Raw genomic sequence first — 17,068 nt, forward strand, 5'->3', positions numbered from 1 at the left:
AACTCTCCGTTATTGCGCTTGATCGGCTTTAGCAGACGATTGAATTTCAGATGGGTTCACAGGTGCACCAGGGCGGATTTTTTGTAAACCTTCAACTATTAACTTATCGCCATCACTTAGGCCATCAGTAACAAGCCAATCAGAACCAAAAGTTCTATCTACTTTTAATACGCGGCTTTCTACTGTGTTGTCTTTACTGACAACCATTGCTGTTGGTTCGCCTTTTGAATTACGGCTAACGCCGCGTTGCGGAGCTAAAATAGCACCCGCCTTAACACCTTCCACAATAGAAGCTCGGGCATACATGCCAGGCAGTAATAATTTTTCTGGGTTTGAAAATTTAGCACGCAGTGTTACTGAGCCAGTACTTGGATCAACGGTCACTTCAGAAAACTGTAATGTGCCTTTATGAGGATAAATAGAGCCATCTTCCATAATAAGTTCAACGTCAGTTTGACTAGCCGAATCGACAGTTAGAGCACCTGATGATAATGCTTTTTTAAGCTGGGTAAGCTCATTACTTGATTGTGTTAAATCGATATAAATTGGATCTAACTGAGTTACTGTAGCAAGTGCTGTACTTTGATTGGCACTTACAAGTGCACCCACTGTTACGCTTGATTTACTAATTTGACCACTAATAGGAGAAGAGACGTGGCTGTAATCGAGATTAATTTGCGCTGATTTTAACTGCGCTTTAGCTGTTAATAATTCAGCATTAGCTTGCTTGTATGCGGCATCTGCTTCATCAAAATCTTGTTGGCTCACGGCTTTAATTTTTAAAAGCTCTTTATAACGCGATGCTTTTGATTTAGAGCTGGCAATGCTTGCCTCTGCGCGCGCTACGCTTGCTTCACTTGCTGCTAAGTCTGCTTCAAATGTAGCAGGGTCTATTTGATACAGTGCTTGGCCTTGTTTAACCTCATTACCTTCAACAAATAAACGAGATTGCACAATACCACTTACTTGTGGACGAATTTCAGCAATTTGAAATGCACTAATGCGACCAGGAAGTTCTTTTTTGAGAGTAAGCGCTTGGCTTTTTACTGTAATTACACCCACTGGGACAGCTTTAGGAGCTGAAGCTTGTGACTGCTCAGCAGCCTGATCACAACCAGTTAAAGCAACAGAACCGACGAGGGCTGACAATACAAATAAAGCGATGCGGGAACGCTGCATGTTAAATACCTTTTAGTTTAGAGTGAACGATCATTCTAAATTAAAATGCGCTGATAATGAATCTTAATAAGGAGAAATTTACACAAACTTACACTATTGAATATAATATACGCCTTAGGTAGCATTTAATGTTAATTTGATGAAAATAGAATCAAAGCTGTTTGAAAAATAAAGCAATTAAACAGATTGAAATAACCACTCATTTTAAGCACAGAACTTTTAAATAGACACAAAAAAGCCAAGCAAAAAACAGCTTGGCTAGTTATATAAACGACTATCTTACTTTTTTAAAGGGGGTTGTCGTTCTGTGGATTAATAACTCTTGAAACTAACAACTGCTCTACCCTAATGCCCTCTACATCAACAACTTCAAACTTAAAGCCTGAAAAAGTTAAATGCTCTGCACGTTTAGGGATTCGCTTCATACTGTAAATTAAAAATCCAGCGACAGTTTCATAGTGCATCTGATCAGGAAATTCTTCTATATCAAGTACCTTTGCTAAATCGGTAATTGGAGTTAACCCATCTACAAGCCATGAATTTTTATCGCGCTCTATAATTAATTCATCACCTTGATGAGTAATTAAATCACCCATAAACCCTTTCATTAAATCTTTTACCGTTACAATACCTACCGAAAGCGCGTATTCATTTACGACAACAGCAAATGGCTTTGCTGCGCTTTTAAACGCATTTAAAGCTTCTGATAGGCTTAATGTTTCAGGTAAGTAAAAAACATCTTTATCAATCAGCTCATCGTTTATATTGGCGGCTTCGCCTTTTAGTACTTGTCGTAAAATATCTTTAGATTCAACAGAGCCATGCAATTTATCTAAATTTCCTGACACTACTAAAAAGTGATTATGAGGGTGATCAATAATTTTGGTCGCAATATCATGGCTAGATTCGTTTAAATCAAAATAGACAATTTGGTCGCGTGGCGTCATTACGCTTGATAAAAACCGCGCTTCTAGGTCAAACACATTGCCAATGAGTTCATATTCTTGCTTTTGCAAACTACCATATGCAGCACCCGCTTCCATCATGGCAACAATGTCCTCAGTTGTAACGTTGTCTTCTCGCTCAGCAGGGACTTTAAATAAGCGCAGCACAAAGTTAGTTACCCCATTAAAAAACATCACTAGCGGAGTTAAGGCAAAGGTTACCCAGCGCATTATTGTAACGACTCTAACAGCGACAGCTTCTGGCATGATCATCGCTAAACGCTTTGGCATTAAATCGGCGAACAAGATAAACAGAGATGTAATAGTAAAAAATGAGAATAAAAAGCTAATTTTTTCTAAGTGTGCACCTTGATAAAAAAGCACTAAAACACTTTCAACATAAGGCGATAAAGCTTGCTCGCCCACAATACCACCCAATATTGCTATTGCATTGAGTGCTATTTGGATCATGGCAAAAAAAGCCCCTGGATTTTCTTGTAGCTTTAATACCGCTGCTGCTTTTATATTTCCTTCATCTGCCATCACCCGCAGTTTTATTTTACGCGACGCTGCAATTGCTATTTCTGACATAGCAAATAACGCACTGATCAAGATCAATAAGCTAATCCCGATTAAATCACCCATTTAACGCTCCAATAAGTTAGCGCTTTTTTAAACAAAAAGCAGCTGGATTATAATCGGTTTTTTAAACGCAGCAATTTATATTTACGAAATATATTTAAGCTATTAATTTTCAATTATTTAAGAGGTAAAACAGTGAGTTTAAAGTGCTTAAATTTTATTAAAGGCAACTTTTAATTGAGAAACTAAAGCCGGATCCATATTTATATTACAGGCAAAAAATAACGGAGACTGAGTTGTGTTTAAATCAAGTAATGGTTCTAGTAACTCAAGCTTAGGCTCTGTTTTAACTCGATAGTTAAATTGCTTTTTGTTGAGGATAACAAAATCAAGTATACGGTGACGAGTGCTTATGAGTTTATCTATTTTATCTAGGCTATCGATGAGTAATAAATGCTTGCTTTCACTAAAGCCCCTTTCAAGCAAATAATGATGACTAAAGTTATCACGCAGTACTGCTATTTTATATTTTTTCGCATCATTGAGAGTGTTTAACTTTATACCTCTGGACTTTAGACCATAAATGGCAGAGTCAAAGCTTTCCAGTTCACCTACCCAGTTAAACTTACTTTCTCTATTAGGTAATCGAACAATCGAAAATATACAGGTGTTTTTATCGCGTAGCGCTGCATTGTAGGATATGGCCCAACTATGAGCCAACATAGTGTAGTTTATACCTGTACCTTCTAGCGCTTTATGAACTTTATCGACAGAGCGGCCAACGAGTTTGTTATCTTCATTAATATACTGAAAGTCCGGAAATACTTCCGTTACTATTGTAATTTCAGCTGCATCAACTTTAATACAACTAATGAACAATAAAAAGATCAACAATTTCATCTAGCGAGGCCTCAACTAACTCATTATATGTATTTAATAAATATAGCTGAGGCTTTATGAACTGCTAGTTTTTAGTCGTGTAATGCACACTTATACGCTGATAGTGCTAGTATTTATAGCTTCTACAGCTTACTTGTTCATCGCACTAATTAAAAAGGCTGAAATTTTAGCGCCTTCTCTAAGTGTCGTTTCTGAGCTTGATTGGCCAACTAAAGAGCTGTCGGTAAATGGCGCTATCTCCATCATATCTGCACCCGTAATCGGGAACTCATCCGCAATGGCTGATAAAATATCAAGCGCATGCTGAGGCGTTAAACCGTGATGCTCTGGCGTACCTGTGGCGGATGCAAATTCAGCATCAAGTGCATCAATATCAAAGCTTACGTATATTTCATCAACGTTATCGGCTTTTAACTGTGCAATAGCGTCGGCAGCAACCGCTGCTGCGCCGCGTTCAATGATTTCATGTGCCCAGTGCTGTTTAACACCAAAAGTATTTTCCCAATGCGCTTTAGACTTGCCACTTGAGCGAATACCAAATTGTATTAAATGATGCGGCGCCGGTAAAAACTCTAGTATATGTGTACACCACGAGCCAAAACATAAATCAATACCTAAGCGCTCCACAAGTAAATCGGTATGCGCGTCAAAGTGAATAATAGCCGTGCGCTTACCTTGCTCACGTTTTGCTTTTAAGTACGCTTTAGTAAGTGGGTAACTAATTGAGTGATCGCCACCAATACCAAATAATCCTTTATCTTTAAACGTTGCGTAAAAGCTGTCGCACACATCTTCAGTGATTGATAACGGGCTTACGTAATAATCGTTATCTTCATCACCATATAAGGCTTTTTGGCAATTAGAAATGGTTGCATCATTTAGGTATTTGTCATGAAGTAAATGTGGGATTACACGTACATCACCTAAATCAAACGAATGACACTGAGGTTGCTGATCAATTAAAGCTGAGCGCACAAACAGTGGCCCCCAGTTTGCTCCGCGTAATATCCCACCGCCACAGTCTGAACTAATACCTAACATAACGGCTTTATGTGGTGAGTTTGGTAATTCGTTTAAAGACTCGCGCCACAAGTTATCAACGTTTTCAGTTTGTCCGTAAAGTTTATTACGCAGTGCGGCTTTGCGCTCTTTTGCAGTATTTACTGTGTATACGCCATCGCCTGGTGCGCACAAACAGTGTTCAACTTTGTTTTTAAATGCTTCAAATTGTGTGCTCATAATAAACTCCTTCGGTTTTTATTCTGTACGTAGCTAATTACTTTTGAGTAGTTATGCAAAATCACTAAAAATGCCTAAACTTCAAATAAATGCCACTTTGCTAAATAAGTCAGTGCTTAATATAAGTAAACACGTTAGTTTTTACGTGTTCACTACAAATTTAAGTAATTGAATTTATTTGATATTAATGAAAATCTGTAATCATTCATTTAATCGTAGTTACGCGCTTGAGTGATACTTATTATGTCTGCTTGAACATGTCAACAGCGCAACAAGGCTACGTATATAAGTACTTGAGTGAATATTCATAGTTGGTGAATAAATCAAATTAGCCCTTAAAATTATTAAGGCTTAATTGGAAGAGTTAAGATAAAACGGACAATCGTCCTGTACTTGATAAACGTTTCTAGCAATCATGCTAGATTGACAACAAATTATTATAAAAGGCTTAGCTATGGAAAAGGTATTTCACTTAGGACTATGTATTGACGATCTTAAAGGTGCAAAACTTGCGATTGTACCAGGCGATCCAGATCGTGCAGCACGTATTTCACAATTCCTAGACAACCCAACCTGCCTTGCTCAAACTCGCGAGTTTCATGTTTATTTAGGTCAATTAAACGGCCACTCTGTGGTTATATGTTCTACAGGTATTGGTGGTCCATCTACGTCGATTGCAGTAGAAGAATTAGCACAACTTGGCGTGCGTAAATTTTTACGTATTGGTACAACCGGTGCAATTCAGCCACACATTAACGAAGGCGAAATTTTAATTAGCCAAGCGTCTGTACGTTTAGATGGAGCTAGCCAACATTTTGCACCACTTAGCTACCCTGCTGTATCTGACTTTTATGCAACACAAGCTATGGTACAAGCATGTAAAAACCTAAATATCGATTTTCATATTGGTATTACTGCATCAAGCGATACATTCTACCCAGGGCAAGAGCGTTACGATACGCACTCTGGTTACGTTCCTAAATCACTACAAGGTAGCTGCGAAGAGTGGCAAAAATTGGGCGTGATGAACTACGAAATGGAATCGGCAACATTATTTACTATGTGTGCAGCCCTTGGATTACAAGCAGCATGTGTAGCAGGCGTACTTGTTAACCGTACTCGCCAAGAAATACCAAATGTAGACCACGGTGAAATTGAGCGTAAATCTGTAGCAGTAGTATTAGAAGCAGCTAAAGTATTACTTGATTAATACAGGTTATAGCAGTCAGTGAGTTAATTCGATAGAATGACTCGCTTTAATAAAGCACAGCTCTGGCTGTGCTTTATTGTATGCAAGCTACTATTTAAGTGGTGCGCTAATTACTTTAAGTGCAGGTAAATGCGTAAAACTGGCAAGTACAGCTTTTGCCACTTGCGACTGGTTTTCACGACCCGCTGTTTCGAGCAATGTTATTCCCTTCACCGTACTTTCGTTAAAGCTAAGCCCAGCTAAAAAGAACTGACTTAGTGCACTTTGTAGTGGCGATAAACTTGGACTGTAAGCTGCATTTTCGGCGTAACTTCCGTAAAAGTCACCATCACTAAATGTACTTATTTTTACGGCGCTAAAGTTGTGGCTGTAAGGCACGTAAGCATTAAGTGCAAAACGCGCAAGGGTTTCATCAAGGCCATCAAAGCTAAAATTACCTTGCTGTGGTTTTGGGTTAAATAAGCTAAATTCGTTACCTAAATCGGTAGGTCCAAATGAATGCGGCAGTAATTCAGCAAGTTTAAATTGCTGATCAGGAAGTAAAATATCAAACTCTTTCGCATCAGCTAGTTCGTTCATAAACTGGCGACAATACCCACAAGGCGCATCGCTAATAGCAATTTTAACTATTTTTTTAGCGCCGTTTAACCATGCGTTATTTATAGCCGATTGCTCTGCATGAACCACTAAACTCAATGCTTGATGATCAAACTCTACATTTGCACCAAAGTAAAAGTTTACCTCACCCTTTTCATCAAGTGCTTTAACAATTGCGCCTACATGAAAACCTGACACTGGCGCAACGGCATACTCAGAAGCTAAAGGTACTAAACCTTGTAGTAATACATCATCAGACACATTGAGTTGCGTGCATAACGCTTTAATATTATTAGAATTTAATATGCCACGTTGTGATTTTAATTGACTACGTAATGACGCTGTTTGCGCTACGCTTAATGTGATGTGCGAATTTGTAAGTGCTGTATCTTGCTGTACAGTAAAAGTTGCTGAAGCCATAATATTTTTTAATTATTCAATGGCTAAGTAGTTTAAAAGGTTAGGGTATTAAATACCAGCCTATTTAACGCAAAAAAAGGGAGCACATCGCGTGCTCCCTTTTAATACCAATAGGTATCCCTAACAAAATAAAGTGTTAGCCGGTATTACGCATACCTGCAGCTATACCTGTCATCGTGATCATTAACGCATTATCAATGTCACCTTCGTTTCGTTTTTCCTCTGAGCGAGCACGGCGTAAAAGCTCAACCTGTAATAGGTTAAGTGGATCGGTGTACGGGTTACGTAAACTAATCGACTCCTTAATCCAAGGTTGTTCGGCGAGTAGGCTTTTTTGTGGGCTAAGTGATTGCACCAAGCTAATCGCTTCTTGAAGCTCTTTACGCAGTGTTACACCCAATGGTTTGTACATATCTTCCACCAGCGCATTATCGTAATGCTCACTCAACCAGCAATCGGCTTTACTAAATACCATTTCTAGCATTTCTAAGCGCGATCTAAAGAATGGCCACTTTAGGCTCATTTCGTTGAGTGTTTCTGCGCCGTACTTATTAAGCGCAGCTTTTAAGCCAGTTAACGCACCTAACCATGCAGGAAGCATTAAGCGGTTTTGGCTCCACGCAAAAATCCATGGAATAGCACGCAGGCTTTCAACGCCACCATTAGGATTACGTTTTGCAGGACGCGAGCCAAGCGGCAACTTAGACAGCTCAAGCTCAGGCGTTGCCATTCTAAAGTAAGGTACAAAGTTTTCATCGTGGCGAACTACATTACGGTAGTGTTCACACGACTCCTCACTTATTAGCTTCATTACTTCACGCCACTGCGGTTTTGGCTCCGGCGGCGGTAATAAGTTACTTTGTAGTACTGCACCTGCGTAAATATTTAAGCTTTGCAGTGCTACATCGGGTAAACCAAATTTAAAGCGGATCATCTCGCCTTGCTCGGTTACACGCAAACCACCTTTTAACGAACCTGGCGGTTGTGAATGCAGCGCTTGTGCAGCAGGTGCCCCACCACGCCCTACTGTGCCACCACGTCCGTGGAATAAAATAAGTTCAATACCACGCTCATCAGCAAGCTGCACTAATTTATCCATAGCTTCGTACTGCGCCCAACCTGCTGCCATCATGCCGGCATCTTTAGCAGAATCAGAGTAACCAATCATTACATTTTGGGTGTTTTTAATGTGCCCGCGATACCAAACATTATCAAGTAATGTAGTAATTACATCACTGCCTGCGTTTAAATCGTCGAGTGTTTCAAACAAGGGTGCTACTGGTAAATCAAAGCTACAGCCGCTTTCTTTTAGCAATAATTGTACTGCTAAAATGTCTGATGCTGTTCGCGCCATCGAAATAATATACAAGCCAAATGTTTGTTCGTCTTGCTTAGCAATAACATCAAAGGTGTCTAGCACTTCTTGAACATCAGGGCTTGGTTGCCAATGTTTTGGAATAAGCGGTCTGCGAGAGTTAAGTTCAGTAAGTAAAAAAGCTTGTTTATCTTGCTCTTGCCATTGGTTGTAGTCGCCTAAACCTAAATAACGAGTCAGCTCAGAAAAAACATCGCTGTGACGAGACGAATCTTGGCGCACATCGAGTTTAGCTAAACGCAAGCCAAAGCTATTAATACGGTACAGTAAATCAAGCAGTAATCCATCAGCAACTACTTTCATATTACACTTTAATAACGAGCGGTAGCAGACCTCTACAGGGTGCTTAAGCTGATTAATATCAGTAATTAAATCTTGTGAATCGCTACGCTTATTTTTAATTTTAGCGCCCAGGTGAGCCACGGTCTCTGCAACTTGGTTTTTAAGCTTTTTGATCACCGCTCTGTATGGTTCAAAGTCTTGACCTGCCAACTCAATAAGCTCTTCACTGGCGTCTGACATAGATAATTCAGCGCATAACGTTTTTAAATCTTGAATATATAAGTTAAGCGCCATCCAACGACCGTGGTCAAGCACCTCTGCTGTAACCTGCGATGTTACAAATGGATTTCCATCACGGTCTCCACCCATCCAAGATGTGAACTCAATCGGGCTGTAATCTTTTGGTAGCTCTAAACTTAATTGCTCTTTCACATTGGCTGAAAATTCACGTAAAAAGCGCGGAACAGCGTGCCAAAGACTGTTTTCGATTACCGCATAACCCCATTTAGCTTCATCAACTGGCGTTGGGCGAGAGCGGCGAATGTCGTCGGTATGCCAAGCCTGGCTAATAAGCTGTTCAATACGATTTAAAATAGCATCTCGCTCTAGCGGTAAGTTATCTTTTCGCTCTAATGACGCTAAGCAATCACTTAGTTCAACATGTTTGTTAATAATAGTACGGCGCGTCACCTCGGTTGGGTGGGCGGTTAATACTAAGTTTATGTGGAGTTTTGAGAGTGTTTCGGCCAAATGATTACTATCTAGCTGGCCTTGTTCTGCTTTTGTAACTAACGTTTTTAATGTTTGAGTGAGAGGGTTTTGTTGACCAAGGCCAACGTCATTAAAACGCGAAACGGTATGAAATTGTTCTGCTACATTAGCAAGGTTTAAAAAATGATTAAATGAACGGGCAACCGGCAAAAGCTCTTCATCACTAAGCGCATGTAAAACGTCTATTAGCGCTTGTCTGTCGTCTTCATTACCACTGCGAGATGATTTAGATAAAGCCCGAATTTCTTCTACTTTATCTAAAATAGCTTGGCCTTGAGCATCCTTAATAGTTTGTCCTAGTAATTGCCCAAGTAAATTTACATTACCTCGCAAGGCGGCATATTGTTCACTCATTTCTCATTCTCCTTTGTTTCGTAGGACACTATTAATATCATCATGAAGAGATATTTAATAGATCCATTTGCAATGTCTTGTCGTAAAAAAGTATATATAAAATAATCACAAAGCAATTACATGATCATTTTTTACGACGGAAACTGCCCACTTTGTAGCACCGAAATGCAGCAACTAAAACACGCAGACTCTAAAAATCTAATTACGCTTGAAGATCTTAACGCGAGCGACTTTAGTGAACGCTACTCGTATATTGATAAAGACAAAGCAATGAACTACCTGCAAGCCCAAAAGCAATCAGGTGAAATGATTTACGGGCTTGATGTAACGTACGAAGCATGGAAAATAGTGGGTAAACACAGCTGGTTGAAAATTTTTCGCTTGCCAATAATTCGCTTTTTCGCTGACTGCGGATACCTGTTATTTGCTAAGTATCGACACCCCATCAGTCGCTTTTTAATGCCAAATACTCAGTGCAGTAACGGCCAATGTGGACTAAAAGCAAAAGGTGATAAATGAAAACTATTGTTTTATTCGGCGCAAGCAGTGCCATAGCAAATGCATATATAGAACATCTACAAATAAACACGCCTACTCATCAGATAGTTTGTATTAGTTCAAAAAGTATTGAATCTGACTCTAGTGTTGTCCACCTGCATACTGACTATACAAAACAAAGTTTAGTGCGCGTCACTAATTACCTAAAAGAGCAAAATGCCGATATACAACAAGTTATTATATTCAATGGTACACTGCACAACGAAACCCATATGCCCGAAAAAAAGCTGGAGGATTTAGACGCTGAGTATTTTAGCCAACTTCTCAATTCAAACACCCTAACCCCCCTACTTTGCTTGCAGAGTATTTTGCCGCTCTTAACACATAAAACGCACTGTACTATTACAGCACTCAGTGCGCGTGTGGGCAGCATTAACGACAATAAATTAGGCGGTTGGTATACGTATCGCGCCTCTAAGGCAGCTCTTAACATGCTATTTAAAACCGCAGCGATTGAGCTTTCACGCCGAGCTAAAAATACCAAGCTCGTTTTATTTCACCCAGGGACTACTGATACTGCGCTTTCAAAGCCATTTCAAAAAAACGTACCCGCTGGAAAACTCTTTACAGCTGAATTTGTAGCTAAGCAGCTTTTTACACTTACTTTTAATAACCTTCATTTAGAACTCAATGGTGAGCCTGCCTACTTAGATTGGCAAGGCAAAACCATACCGTGGTAAGGACCTTTAATGCATTTTACTAAAGAACGCATAAACGCACTTGAAAAACACACTCGTACTCATTTAATTAATTCGCTTTCAGGTTTTAAAAGCGCCAACTTAATTGGCACGCAAGACAAACAAGGCAATACTAATCTCGCCATTGTTAGCTCAGTTATTCATTTAGGTGCTCACCCGCCGCTAGTTGGCATGATAATGCGCCCAAATAGCGTGCCTCGCCATACGTTCGAAAACATAATCGAAACCGGCACTTACACTATTAATCAGGTTAATAAGGCCATTTATAAGCAAGCTCATCAAACATCAGCCCGCTACAATAAGGGCGAGTCGGAATTTACAGCGACAGGTTTAACGCCCGAATATTTAAATGACTTTGCAGCTCCTTTTGTTAAAGAAAGCCGCTTAAAGTACTCGGTTAAATTTGTAGAAAACCAACATTTAGCCATCAATGGCACAGAGCTTGTAATCGGTGAAATTACTGACGTGTACTTAGATGAAGTAGCACTTCAAAGTGATGGCTTTTTAGATTTACAGGCTATTGAAACCGTGGCAGTAACCGGGCTTGATAGCTACCACACAAGTAATAAACTCACGCGTTTACCTTACGCTAAAAAATAATATGCCATTTTAAGAGGCTATAAACTAATAGCCTCTTATCGCATAACATTGAATTTTACCTTGGTATTAATCACACTAGCTAAAAATCCAAGGAGAAAAATATGACCACCATCGGTATTGGTACACAATCAAGCGAGCAAGCGCTGGCAAGCCTAAGTAACATGACGCAAACGCTGACCCCTATCGCAGCTGACGAACATTTAGAGCGCATAGCCAAGGCTCAAGCGTATATGCTAGCAAACAACATAGATGCAATTTATTTAAACGCTGGCACCAACCTTACCTACTTTACAGGCATGAAATGGTACGCGAGCGAACGTATGGTTGGCGCGATATTACCCGCCCTTGGTGAAGTACAGTACATTGCGCCTTATTTCGAAATTGGTTCACTAAATGGGTTTAAAGTAATAGATGGGCCTATTCATGGGTGGCAAGAGCACGAAAATCCTTATGCACTTTTTGTCGAAGTATTAAAAAAGTTAAATATTAATGAAAACGCAACTATTGGCATTGATGAAAGCGCACAATTTTTTATATTCGACGGCATTAATAAAGCACAAATGGGTTTAACCCTCATAAATGCACAACCTGTAACGGCGCATTGCCGTATGCATAAATCAGTTCATGAACTTAGCTTAATGCAACGCGCGATGGACATGACCTTAGCCGTACATCAGGCCACAGCAAGCATGCTTTATGAGGGGATAACCACCACCGAAGTAGAAGCTTTTATTAAGCAAGCACACCAAAAAGTAGGTGCACCAGGTAACTATTTTTGTATTGTTTTATTTGGTGTTGCAACGTCTTTCCCGCACGGTGTTAAAGATGCCCAAATACTTAAAAAAGGCGATATGGTGCTAATTGATACTGGCTGTAAAGTACACGATTACTTATCAGATATAACCCGTACCTATGTATTTGGCGAACCGACAATGCGCCAACGGATGTTTTGGGATCATGAAAAAGCAGCGCAAATGGCCGCGTTTAACGCCGCTAAAATTGGTGCTACGTGCGAAGACGTTGACGCGGGCGCACGTAACTATTTAGCAGCGCAAGGGCTAGGCCCGCATTACCAAACACCGGGTTGCCCGCATCGAACAGGGCACGGCATTGGGCTAGATATTCACGAATGGCCATACTTAGTTGGCGGTGATAAAACCCTACTTGCCCCAGGCATGTGCTTTAGTAACGAGCCAATGTTAGTTATACCCGATGAATTTGGCGTGCGTTTAGAAGATCATTTTTACATGACCGACAACGGCCCTCATTGGTTTACACAACCAAGTTATAGTATTGACGACCCATTTGGCCTTAACGCTTAAAACTGAATACCTTCAAGAGCAGCTGCTTAGCTGCTCTTTTTAGTTTGGCATTGATAAAGTGCAGTTCATCCCAATATCCCCTGTTATACCAAAGCAATCCTCAAAAGGATAAATATGAAAAACTTTAAAATTGATATCGTTTCAGACGTAATGTGCCCTTGGTGTGTAGTGGGTTATAAAAACCTAGAAACTGCACTAGAGCAACTCAAAGACGAAATGAGCGCAGATATTACGTGGCATCCTTTTGAACTAAACCCAGATATGCCAATTGAAGGTCAAGACTTAAACGAACATTTAATGCAAAAGTACAACCTAACAGAAGAGCAAGGCGACGAAAATCGTAAAAACATGTTCGAAGCTGGTCAACGTGCTGGGTTTACCTTTAATTTTGATGGCAAACGCATCATGATCAACAGCTTTGATTTGCATCGTTTATTAATGTGGGCACGTGAAGAAGGTAAGCAAACCGAATTAAAACTTGCCTTTTTTGAAGCGCACTTCACTGATTTAAAATACTTAAATCAAGAAGAAGCACTACTCGACGTTGTTGAAAAAGTAGGTCTTGATAAAGAAACTGCGCGCGGTATTCTACATTCAGACAAATACGTACAAGACGTACGCCAAGAGCAAGACCGCTTTAAACAAATGGGTATTACTTCCGTCCCTACATTTATCATAAACGATAAATATGCACTTACTGGCGGACAACCAAGCGACTCATTCATTCAAGCACTAAAACAAATTAGTGAAGAAGAAGCCAAGCAAGACGCTTTATACACAAATAAAGTTTAAAATTAAGAAAGGCTGCACATTGCAGCCTTTCTTGTATATTCATCAGTTCAAAAAAGACAAATTTATTATTTACCTTGAATCTCTTTTGGTGTCATTATAGAAACGACCTCTAAAAAATCGATAATAATACCTACAAAGGGATTTATAATGAAATATATAATTACAACATTGACGTCACTGTTTCTTTTAACCGCATGTTCGACAACACATCTACCTGATAGCCCTAACGCTACACTGATAATGCCCAGTCCTGCGGAGTATCCAATTAAAAGTGTCCGTGAAAAAATTGAAGGTAGTGTGACAATGTCTTTTGATGTAGATACATCTGGTAAGCCAGTTAATATTAAAGTGATTAAAGCTGAGCCTGTGAAAATTTTTGATAAAGCAGCGATTCGCTCTCTTTCTAAATGGCGTTATGCACCTAAAGTAGTTAATGGTATTGCGGTAGTTGATGAAGACTTAGAAATGACTATAGATTTTAATTTAGCAAAATAATAACTAACTAAAACTAAAACTAAAAAAAGCTGCACATTGCAGCCTTTTTCTATACAGCGAAGGTTACTTCTTTACTTAAAAGTAAACTAAGTACGATAAAGTACTTTAATTACATGCCAGCCAAATTTAGTTTTAACTAGATGAGGCTCTAAAATTGCGCCTTTAAATGCAATTTTGTCAAACTGTGGAACCATTTGTCCGCGTCTAAATTCACCTAAGTCACCGCCTTTTTTACCCGATGGGCATGATGAGTATTTTTTAGCTAAGGTCTGAAACTTTGCACCTTTACCTAATTGCTTAATAATATCTTCTGCAATCTCTTTGTGCTTTACCAAAATGTGAAGTGCATGTGCTGTGTTTGCCATGAAAAAAGCCTTTTATACCGTTAGCTAAAATTAAACGCGGCGATTTTAACACAACCCTATAAACCTAGCATCTACTTATACTGCAGTGTATTAACGCTACTGCATTGTATTAACGCCTAATTTATAAATAATGTTTAGCATCATCTGGGTTGGGTATTCTGCAGTACTGATATTTACCAAATAACGTATAGCGGTTTAAAGCAACCCTATCGTATAGCCAATTATTAAAACTATTTGGCAAAATACTAAATACGTTTGCTAGTTTGTATGGGTAACCTAGCTGCTTAACAACATTAAAAAAAGCATGGCTTTGTGTAAATGCTTTACCATTTTCAACAAGCACCATTGAAGCGTATTCACTGGTTGAAAAACCAAAGTGTGTTAACAACAGTTCTCCTTTTGGAGATTGCACGCTGCATAATTTAAAAATAGTATTTTTATCGTGAGCAATAATAAAGTTACACCACGCGCTGCACAGCTTACATTGCGCATCAAATAATATAATTTTTTGATTTTGCATTATTGTCACTGCATCATCGCTCATAACACTTTCCTTAAATTAAGTAATAAATTACTGCTGCACCGGCTTTTTTTGTAACTTGCGCTGCAAAGTACGTCTATGCATATTAAGTTGCCGCGCGGTAACCGACACATTGCCATTATTACTGTGTAATACTTGTTGAATATGCTCCCACTCTAAGCGCTCCGGCGACATAACCACATCATCAATAACATTCGATGCCGATGCCACAGGATCGGTGTTAAGCGCTTTTAATAATGTTGCCATATCAACCGGCTTAGTAAGGTAATCGTTTGCGCCTAAACGCATTGCCTCTACTGCGGTTGCTATACTTGCAAACCCAGTTAGTAAAACAATATGAGTTTGGGGGAGCAAACTACGCAGCGGCTTTATTAGTGTCAGTCCGTTATCGTCGCCTAGTTTCATGTCTAATAAAACAAAGTCGGGTAATAATTTACGCGCAGCAAGTAACGCATCACTTTGGTTATGCGCCACCTCACAGGTAAAGCTTTGTTTAGTTAAGCGCCTTGCCAGTGTGCTGGCTAAATTTATGTCGTCTTCAATTATAAGTAACTTCATGAGGCGTTATTCTCAGTGTTTACAATAGCAAGTTTAACTTTGGCGACAGCGCCGCCATCTGCATGGTTAAACAAGGTAAGTGAGCCATTTAAACGCTCAAAAGTAACGTTTGATAAAAGCACAGCAAGCCCCATTCCTTGGTCGCTTGGCATAAGTTGACCACCCAGCTCTGCTAATTGCGATGACGAAAAGCCACGGCCAAAATCACGAATTAACAAGTAAACGCATTCGCTATGTAAGTTATCTTGCTGCCAACTCAGCTCTAATTGAGTTTTACCTTGTTTTTGATTAGCGAGCGCGGCGTTTTGCAATAAATTTAAAATAGCAGGCAATAACATCGCATCACTCAATAGCGTTGCCGCAATAGGTGGCGTAATCCATTTAATGTGCTGATCAGGGTATTGCAGTAAAAGCGTATCTGTAATTTGCGTTTGCAGTTGCTTTACTGTGGTATGCTCTTGTGAATTTTTAAGACGTAATTGCTCTGAGAGTTTTCTAAAGTCGTTAAGTTGCGTACTACACTGAGTAAGCGGCGCTTGCATGTGCTTTACAATAGGGTTGTTTGGTTGGTCTTCTAATAACTCTTCAAACAATAGCTGTAAATTTGCAATTGGGGTCGCTAGTTGATGGGTGATTTGTGCAGCGGCCCCATCAAGGGTAACAAGCTGTTCATTACGCAATTGTTTTTCACGCACGTTTGCAATAATTCGCTCTCGCTCTTTAAGTGCCCTGCTCATTGCGCCAATAACAAGTGCGATTACGCTGGCACTTAAAACAAAATTAACCCACATGCCAATAAAATGACCACTCATATTCATTTGATGCATATTGTGATCGGGCATCTTTATAAGTAGCAAACTGTATGCGGCAATGGCTAATACCGCAATATAAGCTAATCCTTTTTCTCGCAGCGTAACAGCAGCGATCATTATCGGGAGCAATAACAGCGAAACAAATGCATTAGTTGCACCGCCGCTTAGCGATAGTAAAACCGTTAAAAATAATACGTCTGCAGTTAACTGCATCAACATACCCAAAGGTTTTGCGCGACTTACATTACGATAAGCAAATAGGCTAATAAGCTGAAACACAGCCTCAACGGCAATAACAATAAGTAAAGGCAGTAATGCAATTTGATGTTCTAGTAAAAAATAAACGCTAAGTACCGCAATTAATTGCACGGCAATAGCGCCGCTTCGCAGCATTAATAATCGACTAATGGTGGGGTCGGTACGCATTAACAACAGGTTATTGCCCAATCAAATGTTTAATAAGGTTATTTTAAC

17 protein-coding genes are annotated in these 17,068 nt (G+C 39.6%); 7 read left to right on the forward strand and 10 right to left on the reverse strand.

Features of this window, described 5'->3' with window-relative positions:
* Positions 1-9: 9 nt before the first annotated feature.
* The 4 genes from H5122_RS08220 to H5122_RS08235 form a co-directional block, all read right to left on the reverse strand.
* Positions 10-1,179 (reverse strand): efflux RND transporter periplasmic adaptor subunit, encoded by a 1,170-nt coding sequence (locus H5122_RS08220; protein WP_182681595.1) that lies wholly within the window; start codon positions 1,177-1,179, stop codon positions 10-12.
* A gap of 287 nt (positions 1,180-1,466) precedes the next feature.
* Positions 1,467-2,768, reverse strand: coding sequence for a hemolysin family protein (locus H5122_RS08225; RefSeq protein WP_002959027.1), 1,302 nt, complete (start codon positions 2,766-2,768; stop codon positions 1,467-1,469).
* 147 nt (positions 2,769-2,915) lie between these two features.
* Positions 2,916-3,605 carry a transporter substrate-binding domain-containing protein gene (locus H5122_RS08230; RefSeq protein ID WP_182681594.1) on the reverse strand — a complete coding sequence of 230 codons (690 nt, stop codon included), beginning with the start codon at positions 3,603-3,605 and terminating at the stop codon, positions 2,916-2,918.
* Between the two features lie 129 nt (positions 3,606-3,734).
* Positions 3,735-4,844 (reverse strand): arginase family protein, encoded by a 1,110-nt coding sequence (locus H5122_RS08235; RefSeq protein WP_182671118.1) that lies wholly within the window; start codon positions 4,842-4,844, stop codon positions 3,735-3,737.
* A 454-nt stretch (positions 4,845-5,298) separates the two neighbouring features.
* Between H5122_RS08235 and udp the strand changes: the two genes are divergently transcribed.
* Positions 5,299-6,054, forward strand: coding sequence for a uridine phosphorylase (gene udp / locus H5122_RS08240; RefSeq protein ID WP_007375563.1), 756 nt, complete (start codon positions 5,299-5,301; stop codon positions 6,052-6,054).
* A gap of 90 nt (positions 6,055-6,144) precedes the next feature.
* Here the strand turns inward: udp and cdd are convergent, their stop codons facing one another.
* Both cdd and ppc read right to left on the reverse strand, forming a co-directional pair.
* Positions 6,145-7,071, reverse strand: coding sequence for a cytidine deaminase (gene cdd, locus H5122_RS08245; protein ID WP_182681593.1), 927 nt, complete (start codon positions 7,069-7,071; stop codon positions 6,145-6,147).
* Between the two features lie 136 nt (positions 7,072-7,207).
* Complete coding sequence (gene ppc / locus H5122_RS08250; protein ID WP_182681592.1) at positions 7,208-9,853, reverse strand: phosphoenolpyruvate carboxylase; 2,646 nt, start codon at positions 9,851-9,853, stop codon at positions 7,208-7,210.
* Positions 9,854-9,973: 120 nt separating this feature from the next.
* Between ppc and H5122_RS08255 the strand changes: the two genes are divergently transcribed.
* From H5122_RS08255 to H5122_RS08280, 6 genes are all read left to right on the forward strand, one after another.
* Positions 9,974-10,372, forward strand: coding sequence for a thiol-disulfide oxidoreductase DCC family protein (locus H5122_RS08255; RefSeq protein WP_024594554.1), 399 nt, complete (start codon positions 9,974-9,976; stop codon positions 10,370-10,372).
* Positions 10,369-11,091 (forward strand): SDR family NAD(P)-dependent oxidoreductase, encoded by a 723-nt coding sequence (locus tag H5122_RS08260; RefSeq protein ID WP_182681591.1) that lies wholly within the window; start codon positions 10,369-10,371, stop codon positions 11,089-11,091. Before H5122_RS08255 ends, H5122_RS08260 begins: the two co-directional genes overlap by 4 nt.
* Before the next feature lie 9 nt (positions 11,092-11,100).
* A complete protein-coding gene (locus H5122_RS08265; protein ID WP_182681590.1) occupies positions 11,101-11,709 on the forward strand; it encodes a flavin reductase family protein in 609 nt (202 codons plus the stop codon).
* Between the two features lie 101 nt (positions 11,710-11,810).
* The gene (locus tag H5122_RS08270) at positions 11,811-13,031 is read left to right on the forward strand and encodes a Xaa-Pro peptidase family protein (protein ID WP_182681589.1); all 1,221 of its coding nucleotides are present in this window, start codon (positions 11,811-11,813) and stop codon (positions 13,029-13,031) included.
* Positions 13,032-13,145: 114 nt separating this feature from the next.
* Complete coding sequence (locus H5122_RS08275) at positions 13,146-13,823, forward strand: DsbA family oxidoreductase (RefSeq protein WP_182681588.1); 678 nt, start codon at positions 13,146-13,148, stop codon at positions 13,821-13,823.
* Between the two features lie 147 nt (positions 13,824-13,970).
* The gene (locus H5122_RS08280; RefSeq protein WP_182681587.1) at positions 13,971-14,318 is read left to right on the forward strand and encodes an energy transducer TonB; all 348 of its coding nucleotides are present in this window, start codon (positions 13,971-13,973) and stop codon (positions 14,316-14,318) included.
* Positions 14,319-14,404: 86 nt separating this feature from the next.
* Here H5122_RS08280 and H5122_RS08285 read toward each other — a convergent pair whose 3' ends face one another.
* The 4 genes from H5122_RS08285 to H5122_RS08300 all read right to left on the reverse strand — a co-directional run bounded on the left by H5122_RS08285 (position 14,405) and on the right by H5122_RS08300 (position 17,020).
* Positions 14,405-14,683, reverse strand: a complete 279-nt coding sequence (locus tag H5122_RS08285) for a peptidylprolyl isomerase (protein WP_002959014.1) — start codon at positions 14,681-14,683, stop codon at positions 14,405-14,407.
* Positions 14,684-14,804: 121 nt separating this feature from the next.
* The gene (locus tag H5122_RS08290; RefSeq protein ID WP_138490370.1) at positions 14,805-15,227 is read right to left on the reverse strand and encodes a thiol-disulfide oxidoreductase DCC family protein; all 423 of its coding nucleotides are present in this window, start codon (positions 15,225-15,227) and stop codon (positions 14,805-14,807) included.
* A gap of 27 nt (positions 15,228-15,254) precedes the next feature.
* Positions 15,255-15,782, reverse strand: coding sequence for a response regulator transcription factor (locus H5122_RS08295; RefSeq protein ID WP_182681586.1), 528 nt, complete (start codon positions 15,780-15,782; stop codon positions 15,255-15,257).
* Complete coding sequence (locus H5122_RS08300; RefSeq protein WP_182681585.1) at positions 15,779-17,020, reverse strand: sensor histidine kinase; 1,242 nt, start codon at positions 17,018-17,020, stop codon at positions 15,779-15,781. The genes H5122_RS08295 and H5122_RS08300 overlap by 4 nt, the downstream gene beginning before the upstream one ends.
* Positions 17,021-17,068: the final 48 nt, after the last annotated feature.

The organism is Pseudoalteromonas sp. SG43-8, assembly GCF_014164245.1.
GTDB classification, from domain to species: Bacteria; Pseudomonadota; Gammaproteobacteria; order Enterobacterales; family Alteromonadaceae; genus Pseudoalteromonas; species Pseudoalteromonas distincta.

What these genes read in the sequence shown, in the direction of transcription:
- H5122_RS08220 (WP_182681595.1), bottom strand. Translation starts at nt 1,179, where the DNA reads ATGCAGCGTTCCCGCATCGCTTTATTTGTATTGTCAGCCCTCGTCGGT.
- H5122_RS08225 (WP_002959027.1), bottom strand. Translation starts at nt 2,768, where the DNA reads ATGGGTGATTTAATCGGGATTAGCTTATTGATCTTGATCAGTGCGTTA.
- H5122_RS08230 (WP_182681594.1), bottom strand. Translation starts at nt 3,605, where the DNA reads ATGAAATTGTTGATCTTTTTATTGTTCATTAGTTGTATTAAAGTTGAT.
- H5122_RS08235 (WP_182671118.1), bottom strand. Translation starts at nt 4,844, where the DNA reads ATGAGCACACAATTTGAAGCATTTAAAAACAAAGTTGAACACTGTTTG.
- udp (WP_007375563.1), top strand. Translation starts at nt 5,299, where the DNA reads ATGGAAAAGGTATTTCACTTAGGACTATGTATTGACGATCTTAAAGGT.
- cdd (WP_182681593.1), bottom strand. Translation starts at nt 7,071, where the DNA reads ATGGCTTCAGCAACTTTTACTGTACAGCAAGATACAGCACTTACAAAT.
- ppc (WP_182681592.1), bottom strand. Translation starts at nt 9,853, where the DNA reads ATGAGTGAACAATATGCCGCCTTGCGAGGTAATGTAAATTTACTTGGG.
- H5122_RS08255 (WP_024594554.1), top strand. Translation starts at nt 9,974, where the DNA reads ATGATCATTTTTTACGACGGAAACTGCCCACTTTGTAGCACCGAAATG.
- H5122_RS08260 (WP_182681591.1), top strand. Translation starts at nt 10,369, where the DNA reads ATGAAAACTATTGTTTTATTCGGCGCAAGCAGTGCCATAGCAAATGCA.
- H5122_RS08265 (WP_182681590.1), top strand. Translation starts at nt 11,101, where the DNA reads ATGCATTTTACTAAAGAACGCATAAACGCACTTGAAAAACACACTCGT.
- H5122_RS08270 (WP_182681589.1), top strand. Translation starts at nt 11,811, where the DNA reads ATGACCACCATCGGTATTGGTACACAATCAAGCGAGCAAGCGCTGGCA.
- H5122_RS08275 (WP_182681588.1), top strand. Translation starts at nt 13,146, where the DNA reads ATGAAAAACTTTAAAATTGATATCGTTTCAGACGTAATGTGCCCTTGG.
- H5122_RS08280 (WP_182681587.1), top strand. Translation starts at nt 13,971, where the DNA reads ATGAAATATATAATTACAACATTGACGTCACTGTTTCTTTTAACCGCA.
- H5122_RS08285 (WP_002959014.1), bottom strand. Translation starts at nt 14,683, where the DNA reads ATGGCAAACACAGCACATGCACTTCACATTTTGGTAAAGCACAAAGAG.
- H5122_RS08290 (WP_138490370.1), bottom strand. Translation starts at nt 15,227, where the DNA reads ATGAGCGATGATGCAGTGACAATAATGCAAAATCAAAAAATTATATTA.
- H5122_RS08295 (WP_182681586.1), bottom strand. Translation starts at nt 15,782, where the DNA reads ATGAAGTTACTTATAATTGAAGACGACATAAATTTAGCCAGCACACTG.
- H5122_RS08300 (WP_182681585.1), bottom strand. Translation starts at nt 17,020, where the DNA reads ATGCGTACCGACCCCACCATTAGTCGATTATTAATGCTGCGAAGCGGC.